The 13,390-nt window shown below is 53.6% G+C and carries 9 protein-coding genes; 3 read left to right on the top strand and 6 right to left on the bottom strand.

Going from position 1 to position 13,390, the window contains the following annotated elements; translation table 11 throughout:
* Positions 1-73: 73 nt before the first annotated feature.
* Positions 74-2,323 (bottom strand): protein kinase domain-containing protein, encoded by a 2,250-nt coding sequence (locus tag ACJROR_RS03380; protein ID WP_406545861.1) that lies wholly within the window; start codon positions 2,321-2,323, stop codon positions 74-76.
* A gap of 441 nt (positions 2,324-2,764) precedes the next feature.
* Between ACJROR_RS03380 and ACJROR_RS03385 the strand changes: the two genes are divergently transcribed.
* Positions 2,765-4,321, top strand: a complete 1,557-nt coding sequence (locus ACJROR_RS03385) for a flagellin (protein ID WP_406545862.1) — start codon at positions 2,765-2,767, stop codon at positions 4,319-4,321.
* 65 nt (positions 4,322-4,386) lie between these two features.
* Here ACJROR_RS03385 and ACJROR_RS03390 read toward each other — a convergent pair whose 3' ends face one another.
* From ACJROR_RS03390 to ACJROR_RS03405, 4 genes are all read right to left on the bottom strand, one after another.
* Positions 4,387-5,280: a TPM domain-containing protein gene (locus ACJROR_RS03390; protein ID WP_406545863.1), complete on the bottom strand. Its 894-nt coding sequence runs from the start codon at positions 5,278-5,280 to the stop codon at positions 4,387-4,389.
* 111 nt (positions 5,281-5,391) lie between these two features.
* Positions 5,392-6,195 carry a TPM domain-containing protein gene (locus ACJROR_RS03395; RefSeq protein WP_406545868.1) on the bottom strand — a complete coding sequence of 268 codons (804 nt, stop codon included), beginning with the start codon at positions 6,193-6,195 and terminating at the stop codon, positions 5,392-5,394.
* Positions 6,196-6,293: 98 nt separating this feature from the next.
* A complete protein-coding gene (locus tag ACJROR_RS03400) occupies positions 6,294-8,447 on the bottom strand; it encodes an SEL1-like repeat protein (RefSeq protein WP_406545864.1) in 2,154 nt (717 codons plus the stop codon).
* Positions 8,448-8,747: 300 nt separating this feature from the next.
* Positions 8,748-9,797: a helix-turn-helix domain-containing protein gene (locus tag ACJROR_RS03405; protein ID WP_406545865.1), complete on the bottom strand. Its 1,050-nt coding sequence runs from the start codon at positions 9,795-9,797 to the stop codon at positions 8,748-8,750.
* 312 nt (positions 9,798-10,109) lie between these two features.
* Here ACJROR_RS03405 and dnaQ point away from each other — a divergent pair, with 312 nt between their 5' ends.
* Together dnaQ and lpcA are read left to right on the top strand one after the other, a co-directional pair.
* Positions 10,110-11,111 carry a DNA polymerase III subunit epsilon gene (dnaQ, locus tag ACJROR_RS03410; RefSeq protein WP_406545866.1) on the top strand — a complete coding sequence of 334 codons (1,002 nt, stop codon included), beginning with the start codon at positions 10,110-10,112 and terminating at the stop codon, positions 11,109-11,111.
* Positions 11,112-11,220: 109 nt separating this feature from the next.
* The gene (gene lpcA / locus ACJROR_RS03415; RefSeq protein WP_406043128.1) at positions 11,221-11,799 is read left to right on the top strand and encodes a D-sedoheptulose 7-phosphate isomerase; all 579 of its coding nucleotides are present in this window, start codon (positions 11,221-11,223) and stop codon (positions 11,797-11,799) included.
* A 280-nt stretch (positions 11,800-12,079) separates the two neighbouring features.
* Here lpcA and ACJROR_RS03420 read toward each other — a convergent pair.
* The coding region (locus tag ACJROR_RS03420; RefSeq protein WP_406545867.1) for a VWA domain-containing protein at positions 12,080-13,390 on the bottom strand (1,311 nt) is incomplete at its 5' end.

The raw sequence follows: 13,390 nt of genomic DNA on the forward strand, positions 1-13,390 counted from the left end.
CTGCCAGCGGAAAAAGCTCGGTTCCTCAGGCAGACGGGAGAGCAACGGGTAAACAGCGCCCCCTGTCAGAAAATTACCTCCAGATTAGCCAAAAAGCCGGCCGCACCGCGAGGTGCGTCATATTGACAAGGATGCCGCAGCAGCTCGGATCCCCGCTCGCAGACACGTACGCTGCCAGAGGCGCCTCGCAGCCCTGTGTCCTGAGCCACCACCGGCAATTATCGTGAATGTCATAATTCTCGGCACCATGCTCTTTTGTCAGGTTCGTAAGCAGACACTGTCTTTCGCTGTTATTCTTAAAATACCGTTCCGCTTCTGCCAGACTGAGACAAAAAATCCGATCCCGGGTATTCTTTCCGCTTCCGGAACAAAAGTGCGGGTTATCATCATTCACCACCTCTGAAAGCTTGATCCGCTGCTGCTCATCCTCTGAGAAGGCCTCCTTCAGAAAAACGCTGTTAAGCCATTTCCGGAGATCGCAATTCTCCCAGGTCACCCGCGCCATTCTGTTATGGTACTGCCTGCAATCAAGACCGCAGCGGCTGACCAGAAGAGCTTCATTGCCTTTTACCTCCAGCACCAGCCATTCAATGGGATCTCTGAAGCAGCCGTTATTTTGCGGGTAGTTACCAAACTTCAGGTACTTTCCCGCTTCAGGCAGCGCCCAGTTAACAGGATACCTGACACCGTCAACGATGATAAAGGCTCTGGTGTTTTCCGTAAGAAGAGCGAACTTTTCCAGCCTTTCTATGACGGGACGCAGGGATGCTTTCGCTTTCAGGCTTTCCAGGGAGCTTTTATGATCCAGAACAAAATGCCTGAGATTTAAGGGAGTCTTTTCATGAGCGGTCAGGACGCTTTCCAGATGCTTTTTCAGGGCAGCCTCATTCCGGAACAGGAGCTCGCCGAACTGAATGATGCCGGAGGCCTTGCTTTCCAGACCGGAGAAGACTGCGGCGGGCCAGACTGCGGCCGGAATTTCCTTTAAGGCTTCCCGGTAGCTGACAAATAAATGCCTGAGTTCATAAAGATTCCCCTCCTTGTCCAGGCGGTCAATATAGCCGGCAAACTCCCCGGCATTCCGGAACTCATATGCGCCGTTGCCGAACACCGCCGCGCCGAAGCCCTCATAGGAGGGAGCCAGCCGGTAAAGAAACTCGGCAAAGGTCTTAGCCGCGCTGTTATCGCTGGTGTCACCGTGTTCAAAGAGCTGTTCGGCCTTTTCGCAGATCCGGCCCTTTTTGTCATCCACGGCAAAATAATGATGGGTGAGCAGACCGCGGCGTAAATCCCTGATACCCTTTTCCGGGTTTTTCAGCAAAGCTCCGATAAGCTCGTTTTCAGAATGGCAGGTAATCCCGTTAAAACGGTATGGCGGAAAGCTCCGGGAAACAGAGCCGCTGCCTTCAGAGGCTCCCGGCACCGGAACGTCCTCCCCGTTAAGCCATCTTCTGACCTCGTCATACCCCCACCTTCTGTTGGGGTTATCCTTTTCATTGCGGCGGGAGATATCCTTATAGGTAAGCCCGGAAACCAGCTTTTTAAGGTCTTCCGGGAAATTTTCCGGGAACTCGATTTGGCTGATGGCCGCCAGTCTCGCCGCCTCCTCCGGAGAAAGGCCGGGATTCTGGAATGGGGTAAAGCCGGCAAAGAGCTCAAAAACAGTGATGCCGAAAGCATAGTAGTCAGTTTCCTTATGGAAGATTCCCTGCATAGCCTCGGGAGCGGCGTATAAGGGAGTCATCCCGGTATCCGTTACCACAAAGGTGTTCTTCCCGGCATGGGAGCTGATCCCGAAGTCAATAATGACGATATGTTCTCCGGAGTCATCAGGAATAAGATTGGCGGGCTTGAGATCCTTATGGAGGATGCCGGCATCATGCACGGCTTTCAAACCTTCATTGACAGACGGAATAATGAGGGTCTTAAGCTCCTCTTCGGAAAACCGGACGCCTTCGGAAAGGAGTTCCGCGAGAGCTGACATCTCGTAATACGGCCGCACGGCATACTGATGCCCCTCATATGCGCCATAGCCCGCCACCGGAGCTACGAACGGACTTTCTACGGACTTCAGCTTTTCCAGCACCTCCTGCTTCAGAGCATTTTTCCGGCGGTAGTATTTGAGAAGAAACTTCCTTCCGGAGAGACTCCCGGTTCCGGAGCAGAGATAGATATCCGCCTCTCCGGAAACAATGTCCAGTCCCGAGTCTGCATGGAACCCGCCCAGAGTAAGCCCCGTAATGTCCGGGAGCTTCTGTATGCTGTTTACCCGGGTCTTTTTGAACTTGCCGGACGCGACGGGGTTAACTTTGGTTTCTGACATATAAAAGCCTCATGAGAATACTGTTTAAACAGGATTATTAAACAGAATATGAAGCTCCGTGTCAAACTCAGCCGTTTCAAAACCCGTGCCTCAAAACAATTTTCTTCGTCAGCGGGGGCCCTCATTTGTCATCACCTATGCGCAGATGGCAGCTGGTCTGTCGTTAACTCAGGAATCCAGGAGAAGAACCGGCATTTCCGTCATGGTAAAGAAACAGGCATGACTTCATACCGTAATATATCTGCCGTAATATATCTGATAGCAGCGCTGTAAAAAAGCGTATCGTTTTACTGGATAATTCCTGTTTTCTGCCGCTATAGGCGGAAGGAAACTGTTTTACGCTTAAATGACAGCATCTGAAGAAAGATCCCCGGCTGATAAAGATACCCCCAGCTTCCGGTTTCCCGTTTTTTTTCAAACATTGAGACGGTGCAAAAGACTATGGCTTTATTCCTGAATACCAATGTTAAGGCGCTGAACGCCAAACGAAATCTCGCCGGTCACGCAAACGCTCTTGACAGCTCCGCAAAAAGGCTGGCTTCCGGCCTGCGCATAAACAGCGCCAGAGACGATGCCGCCGGGCTTCAGATTTCCGATCGGCTCACCTCGCAAATCAACGGTCTTAATCAGGGAAACCGCAATGCTCAGGACGGAATCTCCTTCTGCCAGACCGCGGAAGGAGCGCTGGAAGAAATGACCAATATGTACCAGCGTATCCGTACTTTGGCCATCCAGTCTGCCAACGGCGCCAATTCCGCCGCCGATCGCATGGCCATTCAGGAGGAGGTCTCCGAGCTCTGCAAAGAAATCACCCGAATCGGAGAGGATACCACCTACGGCGGCATGCATATCCTCAACAAAACTCTTACTGAGCCAACCGCTTTTCAGGCGGGGGCTGATGCCGGCGAAACCATAAGCGTTGATCTTACTTCCGGTTTCAGACTCGATGATGTATTTCTGAAGATCTACAACGACTCTGCCGGAGCGGATCGAGACCTGCTTATGAGCGGCGGGGTAACCCGGAAAATCGATTGCGGGCAAAGCGGAAATCCTCCGGCCTTTGACGTCTCAGCTGATTTTTTTGCGCCGCCGGGAGAATACGATATCAAAGTAAACAGCATAGCGGACTACACTCAGGCAGCAAAGCCGTATGCGCTGTTTGATAAGACCATCGAGGACGAGGAAGGCAATATTGTTACCATCCCCTGGAATGAAAGAACCTTCGGAGCGGGAACCATAACCGTTACCGGCGGTTCCGGATCGAATGCCAAATCCTTTGCTGTCGCAGTGGAGGAAGGCGATACCATTGACAGTATTTTCAGAAAAATTTACCGAGCCGAAAACTTTAATTTTGTCCGTACCTCCGGGCATTGGGACATTAATTCACATGATAAGCTCATGTTTCTTTGGAATACTGCAAGAGGGGAAGCAAACCGGGCATTATCAGTAAGCACGACCGGTGACAGCGATCTTAAGCTTTTTGAATTCAGTATCAGCGCTGATGAAGATACGCTGTACAAAACGTGCGGAGACGGCTGGAAAACCAAACACCTGGCATGGGACACCGTTATCGAAATAGACGGGGAAGCCTTCGCCACCGCCGGCTATTCCGTTTACGATGATGAAAAGAGACTTAACATCACAGCAAATTACCCTTGCGGCAGCATTAAGGTGACCATAGCCCCCGAAACCGTCTTTGCGGTGGATACGGAAGCCGCGGCTCAAAGCGCCATCGCCATTGCGGATAAGTTTATCGCCGCCATTGACAGCAAAAGAGCCGAACTGGGCGCGGCGCAGAACCGCCTGGAATCAGCAATCAGGAACCAGTCAAATGTTGCGGAAAATCTGGCAACAGCCAGAAGCCGCATCCGGGACACCGACTATGCCGCCGAAACCGCTGCTCTGGCCCGGGAAAATATCCTGCAGGAAGCATCCAGGAGCATTTTGGTCAATGCCAATCATTCCAGCGAAATGATCCTGTCTCTGCTGCAAAAATAAATCCGCCGGATGCCGGCATCCGGCTTCTGTCCCCTCCCGAAAAAGATCGCCTCGTTTCCTGAACTTCAGCGGGAGGCGCCGCCGCCCCGGGATCTGCCGCCGCCATGGGATCTCCCGCTGCTGCGAAAGCCGCCGCTCCGGCTATGGAAGCCCCCGCCGCCAAAACGACTGCCTGATCTCCGTCTCCCGCCGCTGATTACAGTGCCGGGACACAGCGCCATGAATCCCCCCACCAAAAACATCCCTCCGAAAGCCAGCAACGCAAATGTCAGTATCAATGCTCTTCCGCTGCAGAAAGCGGGGGCTGCCTTTATCTCCTGAGGATTGTCATAGGTCTTAACGCCGTTTTCCGGAAAGCGTCCTTTTTCATTCATAACCGAGCTCGGAATCTTGCCGCCGTAACCGCCGTAGCAGCTGTAGATGTCCCGGGCCACGGCATTCCAGGTATTCCGGGCGGCGGTATTCCAGCGGCGCTGCTTCATATCCGGCACGGCATATCTGTCAAGTATTCTGCCAGCCTTGGCGTCATTAATGCAGGATTCCAGACCGGATCCGGTGCGCAGCACCACATGGGGTTCATTGGTGGTAAAAAGCAGAAGAGCACCGTTGTTACGCTCCTTGCTGCCCAGCCCCAGGCCGTTGAACAGCTGAGTGGCGGCGTCATTCATAGATCCGGAAATGCCGGGCACGACGGCCACAAAGATCTCTCCTCCGTTAGCCTGCTGCAGTCTCCGGGAGCCCTGATTGAAATAATTGTGCGAATCCCGGGACAGCACGCCGGAGGTATCCATGACGGCAAATTCCGTAATTGCCGGAAAACCTTCCACCTGAACCGCATCCAAATCCACCAGAGGGGTGCCGTCATCGGAAGACAGAACACAGCAGCACATTATGATGCTCAAAAAGACGTTACCGAACCCCGCAAGGAGGACTTTTCCCTCGGAAAACAAATCTGCCATCGCCTAAGCCTCCCTGTGAAAATTATCCCTGAACCGATCAGGAGACGTCTGAACGCGCCCCGGACCGGATCTGCCCCGAAGCAAAAACATTAAACCCGCCAGGCCCGGGCTTCAGCTGAAGCATCCCCGGCCCCGGGATCTGCCGCCCTTGACCCGGCCGCTCCAGCCCTGATCGTCATCGCTGTCTGCGCCGCCCGCCAAAACCAGACAAAGCACCAGCATAAGGCCCGACCCCATAGCCAGAAAGCCAAATGCCGGAATTATTACTGCTCCGGTGTCGGAGACTGTGGCAATCCTAACCGCCGAACGATTGTTATAGGTCTTAACGGCATTTTCAGCAAAATATCCTTTTTCTTCCATAAACTCTGCGGGGGGCTGGCTGCCCTGGCAGCGATAGATGTAACGGGCTACCGCATTCCAGGCATTCCGGGCTGAGGTATTCCAGCGGACTGACCTGCCGGGCAGATCGGTATATTTATTCCGGATTCCGGCAGCCATGGAGTCATTGATGCAGGATTTCAGGCCGGAACCGACATGAATAACCCCGCGGGGATATCCGGTGGTAAAAAAAATGAGAACGCCGTTGTTCCCCTCCCCGCTGCCCAGCTTAAGTCCGTTATAGAGATGCCGGGCCGCATCCCTCACAGATCCGGAGATACCGGGCACAGCGGCCACAAAGATCTCCGCTCCGGTATCCTGCTTAAGCTTCAGAGAGGCCTGATTGAAGTAATCATGAGATTCCTGAGACAGCACGCCGGAGATATCCATGACGGCAAATTCCGTAATTTCCGGCAAACCTTCCGCCTGAAAGAAATCCACCAGGGGAGCGGACAGACAGAACATCAGGAGACTCCAGAAGAAGGTTATGATTGCTGCCAGAGCGATTCTTCCTTCATCAAACAGCCAGTTTGCCATCTCTCTCACGCGCGTCTCCCTGCCGTCGCAACTGTCCCGGTAACCTCGCAGAATCTGCAAGCCCGTCCCGCCGGACGGCTCCTCTGACAACCGGAGCCTTACCAGTCGGTGCCGTAAATTTCGTGCATATTGTCCGCAGCGGCCCGGGCTTCATTGATCTCCTCCGGCTGCAGATGATACTCAAAATCGTCCTCCAGCTTAAGGATGTCCTGATACTGCCGGCTCTTGGTGTCACCGGCCTTCTCCAGACTGATGCGCACCACCAGAAGCCACTTGAGAGCTTCCCGGAAATCAGGCTGAGCTCCGCGGCCGCCCTCGGCAAAGGCATGAGCCAGCGCCATCTGGGCATCCTGATTGCCGAGCTTGGCAGCCTTCTCATACCAGCTGTGGGATACCCGGGCATCCTCGATGCCGGTATTCTTGGCGCCGTAGAGACTGCCCAGACCGATATAGGCCGGAGTGTAGCAGAGATCGGCGCTCTTCTGGTACCAGGCATCAGCCAGCGCATTGTTCCGGATGCTGCGATCCTCGGCGGTCTGATAGATATGTCCCAGCTCGAACATGGCCTCGGCATCCTCTCCGGCCTGAGAGGCCCGGGTGAACCAGTTAATGGCATCGCTGTAATTGGCCCCGTATTCGAAGCCGTCGCCGGAACCGAAGTCCGAAAGAGCATCAAAGGCCAGCTCCTTCATCATGGTAACGTCGCCGGTGCCCGCCCGCTTGACCTTTTCTTCATGAGCCAGCTGTCTCAGCTTCTCGGCGGTGTAGTATTCCGGAAAATCAACCTGCACGGGATCCGGCATGCCGGGATACGACACCTGATCCTCCGTCCAGGCGGAAGAAAACTCATCATCCGGGATCAGGAGCGTATCCTCCGCCGGAGCAGCCGCATCGGCATTATGATTAGCATCTGCATCAGAATCCGGATCTGCCGGGGTTTCGGGAAGATCCGGAGTATCAGTAATGAGGGTTACCGCTCCTTCGGCGGTGGCTTCCGGATTAGCGTCCGGGGCTGGACCTTCGGCATTCTGAGGAGCATCAGAGATTTCCGCGCTGTCAGGATTTTCCGCGGCTTGGGCGGCTCTTTCAGCCTCCTCCCGGGCTCTCCGGGCTTCCTCCTCCTTCTTCAGGCGCAGCTCCTCCATCTGCTTCCGGATCCGGGCGGCATTGGCACTTCTTTCCTTTTCCTGCTTCTCCCGCTGGTAAACCACCCGGTTCACCACGAGGCCGGACTCCAGCAGTTCAGCAAGGGTCAGCATGGCCGCCGGGCTGTTTTTTTCAATAGCCTGAATGAGGTAGTCTACCGATTTGGCGTAGTCCTGGGGGATGCCCACGCCGCTCTGGTAGATGTCCCCCAAAGCCAGGAGAGCGTCAACGTCGCCGCTCCGGGCGTTTTTCTCATAGATCCTGATGAGATCCTGAAACACCGCCTCGGCTTTGGCCGGATCCGGCTTGATTTTGGCGCCGCCCAGAGTATAGATGGAGGCCAGCGCTTCTAGCGCCTTGACATAATCCTGCTTGGCGCTGAGCTCATACCAGTGAATGGCCCTTTCGTCATCAGCAGCATGGCGGATGCCGTCCGTGAAATAAAGCCCCATCTGATACTGAGCCTCGGGATCCCCCTGTTCGGCCTTTATCATGTAGGTTCGCGCCCATTCATCAAAATAGTTCTGGGAACGCAGTTCATCCTTGGGGACGCCCAGCCCCCGCTGGTAGATAGTGCCCAGAGCCAGAAGAGCCTCCGGCTGCTTTCCGGCCTTCTCCAGCCATTCCCGGGCCAGACGGTAATTGTGCTCCACGCAGGTACGGGATTCTCCGGCCGGCGCGAAATAGAGGAGCCCCAGGCGAAGCGCCGCCTCCAGGCTGCCGCGGTCGGCGGCCATTCTCAGGTATTTAATGCCCCGGGAAGCGTTTTTGACCGTGCCCTGTCCGGAAAGATACATTTCAGCGGTGCGGAACATGGCCTCGCTGTTTCCGGCATCGGCCAGAAGCTGATAGTTTTCCAGAGCATCCTTGTAGCTTTTGGCGTCATAGGCCAGCTTGGCCCGCATTCCATAATCCTGCATCCTGAAATATCCGGCGGCATAATAGCTGGCAGCAAGAATCCCAGCTGCTCCGACCCCCGCCAGAATCATCCGGATGCGGCCTTTTTTGGAGGAGACCAGCGAATTCTGCTGGGCTCCCAGACGGCTGAACCAGTCCCTGCAGTCATTCACAAAATTGTTGTAAGCTCTTTTCCATTTTCTGGCCATAGCAAAAAAACAAAACTCCGAAACGCCCTACAAAACGACAGTCCTGCCTGCTGAAAAAAACATCGCGGCATAACAGCGCAATCAGTAAAATTTTAACAGAAAACAGCGCTTAATGCACCACAGGGATACCTTGAGACAAGGATAACGGAGGATGGCGGAAGACAGCGGAAAATAAGGAATCAGGAGACAAATGCGGGAGGATGTCACTGATTGCGGACAAAGGATCCGGGAGGGGACTCAGTCAGAGAACAAGGAGGGCAGCGCCGGGGCCAGGAAAGAACTGATTAACGATTTTTCAGATCATACTAACGCCAGATCCTTTTTTACCTGTTCCGCGCTCTGATTAAGCAGGCTGGCAGCCTTGGACACAGTAATTAATTCACTGCTTAAGGCCCTGTATACCAAACTGACAAAACGCCGGCTTTCCGCTGCCGGATACCGGGAGCATTCTGTCATGGATTTGAAAACCGCATTTTTTCTTTCTAAAGCGCAGAAAGCTTTATAGCGCTGCTCGCTGATTACATCATAAAGCCTTGCCTTATGCATTAAGGCCTCGCATGAAATACCGAACCTGATTTGCAGCGCTTTCAGTTCCTGATACGATATATCATGCCGGGTGATTCCAAGCCGCCTCTTGAAAACCTCCTCGGAAATAAGCATCTCGCTGGCAAAAAAATTGCAGAGCTTTTCCTCATCGCTTTCTGAAATCCCGGAAGCAAAATTAAGAATCAGATGTCCCAATTCATGCAAAGCGGTAAATCTTTTTCTTTCTGATGAAAATGATTTATTCAAAATAACAACAGGATAAATTCCGTTTACCACTGAGCTTAAACCGTCAAATGAACCCGGAGCATCAAATTCCATGACTTTAACTCCATGTTCTTCATGCAATTCAATTACATTTAAAATGCCATCACTTCCGATATCCCATGCTGCTCTGACCTGCCGAACAGCTTTTTTTACGTCTTCATTATTATGAACAATATCATTTGCCGGAGATTTAAAATTAACAGCCGCATGGCAAATCTCCTCTATGTAAATATACCTTTCAATCAAGTCCAGCATGGTTTCCTTTATGGAATTTTCCAGTTTCGCGCTGAATTTTTTATTATTTTTACGAAATTTAACAGAATTTACCTCTAAGGTAAAAGGTCTGAAAAAATAATCAAACGGCAAATCCAGAGCCCGGGACAGGGAAACTAAAACCGAACTATTGGGGGACAGCTGGCAGTTTTCATATTTTGAAACAGTCATTTTGGAAACGATATGATCCATCCTGTGAACCAGATCATCCATTGACAGCCCTTTCATAACCCGGGCATTTTTTAATGCGCTGAGCAAAAATTTCATTCGGTTCCATAGCATGTCTCCTTGTTTACAAAAGCAACAAAAATTCTAGGTTTGGTAAACCATTTTAAGAAATGCTCCGTTCATTCTCCCCTGTGCCGGGATCCTTGTCAGACCTGACGGCTCCCGGAGGCTTCTTCATAAATACGGGCCCGAATCCTTTCCCCCGGAACAGACGCCGCAAACTTTGATTCAAATCCGGAGCGTTTTCTAGTACACTTAAGCCGTTTAGCGGCAGGTTCCGGCAGCGCCATTTGGACAGATGTTTCCGGGAGCCCTGTTTTTTTCATGCTGCGCCCAACGAGGTTTTTGCAAATGAGCTCATATTACCGCGAACAGTGCGAACGCAAGGTGTGTCTCGATACTGAAACCACCGGCAAAAACGATGACGGCACCCCCGGAGATCACCGCATTATTGAAATCGGCTGCGTGGAGATCATTGAAAGGCGCATCACCGGAAGAACCATGCAGCTTTACATCAATCCGGAACGCAAGGTGGACGAGGAAGCCTTCAGCGTGCACCATATTTCCGACGAATTTCTGAAGGACAAGCCGAAATTCGCGGATATCTACCAGCAGTTCTATGATTTCGTGGCCGGATCCGAGCTCATCATCCACAATGCCAAATTCGACGTGGGTTTTCTGAACCATGAGCTGAACATCCTGCACAAGAATATTCAGATCGAGAATATCTGCAAAATCACCGATACCCTGGCTGTTGCCCGGGCCCTCTATCCCGGTCAGCGCATCAGTCTGGATGCTCTCTGCGCCAAGCTTAACGTGGATGAATCCTCACGTACCACCCACGGAGCTCTCCTGGATGCCCAGATCCTCTCCGAGGTGTATCTGGCCATGACCGGAGGCCAGGAAACGCTGTTTAACGACGGAAACCGCTTCGGCTTCGGGGAAGAAGTCCGCCGGGACTTCAGCAGCATCCGCACCAAAGTTATCAGGCCCGCGGAATTCGAAATGGCAGACCATCTCAAATACCTCTACAAGATGAATCAGGCCAAGGGCATTGAAAGCATCGGCTTCGGAAAAGAGTACCTGATTCCACCCAAGGAAATCCCGCTAGGTGACGGCAAGGTGAAAACAGTGGTGGACGACGGCATGATCGAGGAGGCTCTCAAAGCCGCTCTGGCTCAGGAATTTCCCGGGAATCCCGATGTTTATGACAGATATGTGAAATTCTGTAAAGAACGGGACGACAAAATGAGTAAAATCAAACAAGCCAGGCTTGATGCCAAGAGACAGGAGCTTGAGGAAACCAAAAAACGGGAGGACGCCCTGGAGGCTCAGGCTGCGGGGCAGTCCTGACAGGGGCAGCGCCCGGAATGCCGGGAACAAAGACCCGAAGACCGATCTTGCGTCCGCCCCGGGTTTTAAAGATGTTAATTTTTTTTGCAGTTCAGGGAGTTAAGCAAATATGGGCAGCTACAACATCAGAGAGGAGCTGGAGGAAGCCCTCGACGTGCTTCGGAAATTTACCGCGGATGACAGCAGCATCGCCGCCATTGAAAAGGCCGCGGAGCTCATGGCCAATGCCATCAGAAACGGCGGCAAGGTTCTGTCTGCCGGCAACGGCGGCAGCCACTGCGACGCCATGCACTTTGCCGAGGAGCTTACGGGGAGATACCGGGAAGACCGTCCGGCCTACGGAGCCATTGCCATTTCCGACCCCAGCCACCTTTCCTGCGTCTCCAATGATTACGGCTATAAGTATGTGTTTTCCCGTTATCTGGAAGGCGTCGGCCGGGAAGGTGATGTATTCCTGGGCATTTCCACCAGCGGCAATTCCGAAAACATCATCACCGCCGTGGAAACCGCCAAAAAGAAGGGCATCAAAACCGTAGTCCTCACCGGCAAGGACGGCGGCAAGCTGGCCGGTCTCGCCGATGTGGAAATCCGGGTGCCGCACTTCGGTTTCGCCGACCGCATTCAGGAGGTGCACATCAAGGTTATCCACATCCTCATTCATGCCATTGAGGTGAAGCTGGAGGCCTGACCTTACGACCACTCTTCCGCCCCAGAAAGTCAGCCCGTCCCCGGGCTGATTTTTTTCGCCGCCCTGAGTTCCGGAGCCGGAAGCTTTGCTCCGGATTGTTCCTCAGGGATACCCGCTCTCAGCGCCGTCTCAAAAGACGTTTCTCCTGTCCCTGCACTGCCGTTGCTTTACCCGGGGGAGATAAAACAATCCCGGCTCATGGCGGGCCCCCGGATAACCGGGCGCCCTGATGAACCGGGACGGAAAAAAGAACAAAATGCCGAGGCTTACCGGAACCGCATCACAAAGCCAGAACCTCTTTCAATAACCCCTGAGCCGGATCGGGAAGAGTCTTTTCCCGCTCGGACAGTCTCGCAAAACACCGGCTGATATAAACAAGGATATCGCTGCCCCGGAATGCGCCTGGATACTTCGCTGCCAGACTGTTCAGGAACACCACAAAAACAACGCGCTCGCTGATGCCGAGGTTCAGTATCTCCTTAAGCTTCAGGACAGCCTGCTCGGGAAGCCCCTGCTTTTCCAGAGACGCAATGTTTTTTGCGGCGAAGAGATCCTTGACACCGTCCTTTTCAAGAGCTTTAAGAGCCGTGAGATTATGCACCAGGAGAGCCAGCCCTCCCGTGACGCTCGTATCTTCATCCTCCTGATCCTCTGTCTGATCCCTGCTGGCCATGACCGATTCGCCGCCCGTCTTCCCCCGGGCAAACAAATTCATCATCCCCATAAAACCCATCATGCCGCCCGATGCCCTGCTGGCAGCAGCCCTGCTCATCATCCGGGATTCGGGCGCCACCGCAAAGCAGGCAGCAGCGCAGCTCATGCCCATGAATCCGGCGGGAGCCATCTGGGGCACCTGACGCATCTCCGGGAGATCCAGATCCGCGGCATTGGCATTCTCCTCCACCAGAATGTAATTGGTGTGCGAGGTAATAAGCCGGTAAGCCACGGCCAGATCCTGAGCCTGGTCATCATCCCGGCCGGCAATGCGGCGTCTTACCGCCATGCGGGCCAGATCGGAACACGGGGTTTCATCGGCTGCGGCGGGAATGGCGGCCTGCCAGGAATGCTTCTTTTCTCCGGAGAGAGTTCTGAGCTCGATATTGCCGGCAGGCTTCTCCGGGAAGCGGGCAAAAAAGATGGCCGTATCGCCGTGGAACAGGCAGGGAGACTCTTCCGGGAATACCCAGTCCGGCTTGCCCGGCCAGACGATTTCGGAATCCGTGGCCGGCTGATTCATTCTCTGAAAGTGCCGCACGATTCTTTCCGCCATATTCTCATTGGGAGTTACAAATTCCGGCATGCCTTTAGTGGTCTGGGAAAGCTTCCGGAGAAGTCCTTCGGACACGGAGGATCCCACCCCGACGGAAAATATCCGGCAGCCGGATTTTTCGGCCTTTTCATAGAAGCTCTTGCTCTCGTAAACCTCGCCGTCGGTAATCAGGAGAATATCGTGCTGCTTGTTGCCGGAGGAGGACTTATAGGCAGTTTCCAGGGCTTCTTCCAGATTGGTGCCGCCGAGATCCGCATTAATGGTTTCCAGAAGATCCCCGGCCTCCCGGAGATTCTCCCTGGTGCAGGGCTGCCGCTCCGG

The sequence above is a fragment of the Succinimonas sp. genome, assembly GCF_045225735.1.
Lineage (GTDB): Bacteria > Pseudomonadota > Gammaproteobacteria > Enterobacterales > Succinivibrionaceae > Succinimonas.

What these genes read in the sequence shown, in the direction of transcription:
- ACJROR_RS03390 (WP_406545863.1), bottom strand. Translation starts at nt 5,280, where the DNA reads ATGGCAGATTTGTTTTCCGAGGGAAAAGTCCTCCTTGCGGGGTTCGGT.
- ACJROR_RS03400 (WP_406545864.1), bottom strand. Translation starts at nt 8,447, where the DNA reads ATGGCCAGAAAATGGAAAAGAGCTTACAACAATTTTGTGAATGACTGC.
- lpcA (WP_406043128.1), top strand. Translation starts at nt 11,221, where the DNA reads ATGGGCAGCTACAACATCAGAGAGGAGCTGGAGGAAGCCCTCGACGTG.
- ACJROR_RS03385 (WP_406545862.1), top strand. Translation starts at nt 2,765, where the DNA reads ATGGCTTTATTCCTGAATACCAATGTTAAGGCGCTGAACGCCAAACGA.
- dnaQ (WP_406545866.1), top strand. Translation starts at nt 10,110, where the DNA reads ATGAGCTCATATTACCGCGAACAGTGCGAACGCAAGGTGTGTCTCGAT.
- ACJROR_RS03380 (WP_406545861.1), bottom strand. Translation starts at nt 2,323, where the DNA reads ATGTCAGAAACCAAAGTTAACCCCGTCGCGTCCGGCAAGTTCAAAAAG.
- ACJROR_RS03395 (WP_406545868.1), bottom strand. Translation starts at nt 6,195, where the DNA reads ATGGCAAACTGGCTGTTTGATGAAGGAAGAATCGCTCTGGCAGCAATC.
- ACJROR_RS03405 (WP_406545865.1), bottom strand. Translation starts at nt 9,797, where the DNA reads ATGAAATTTTTGCTCAGCGCATTAAAAAATGCCCGGGTTATGAAAGGG.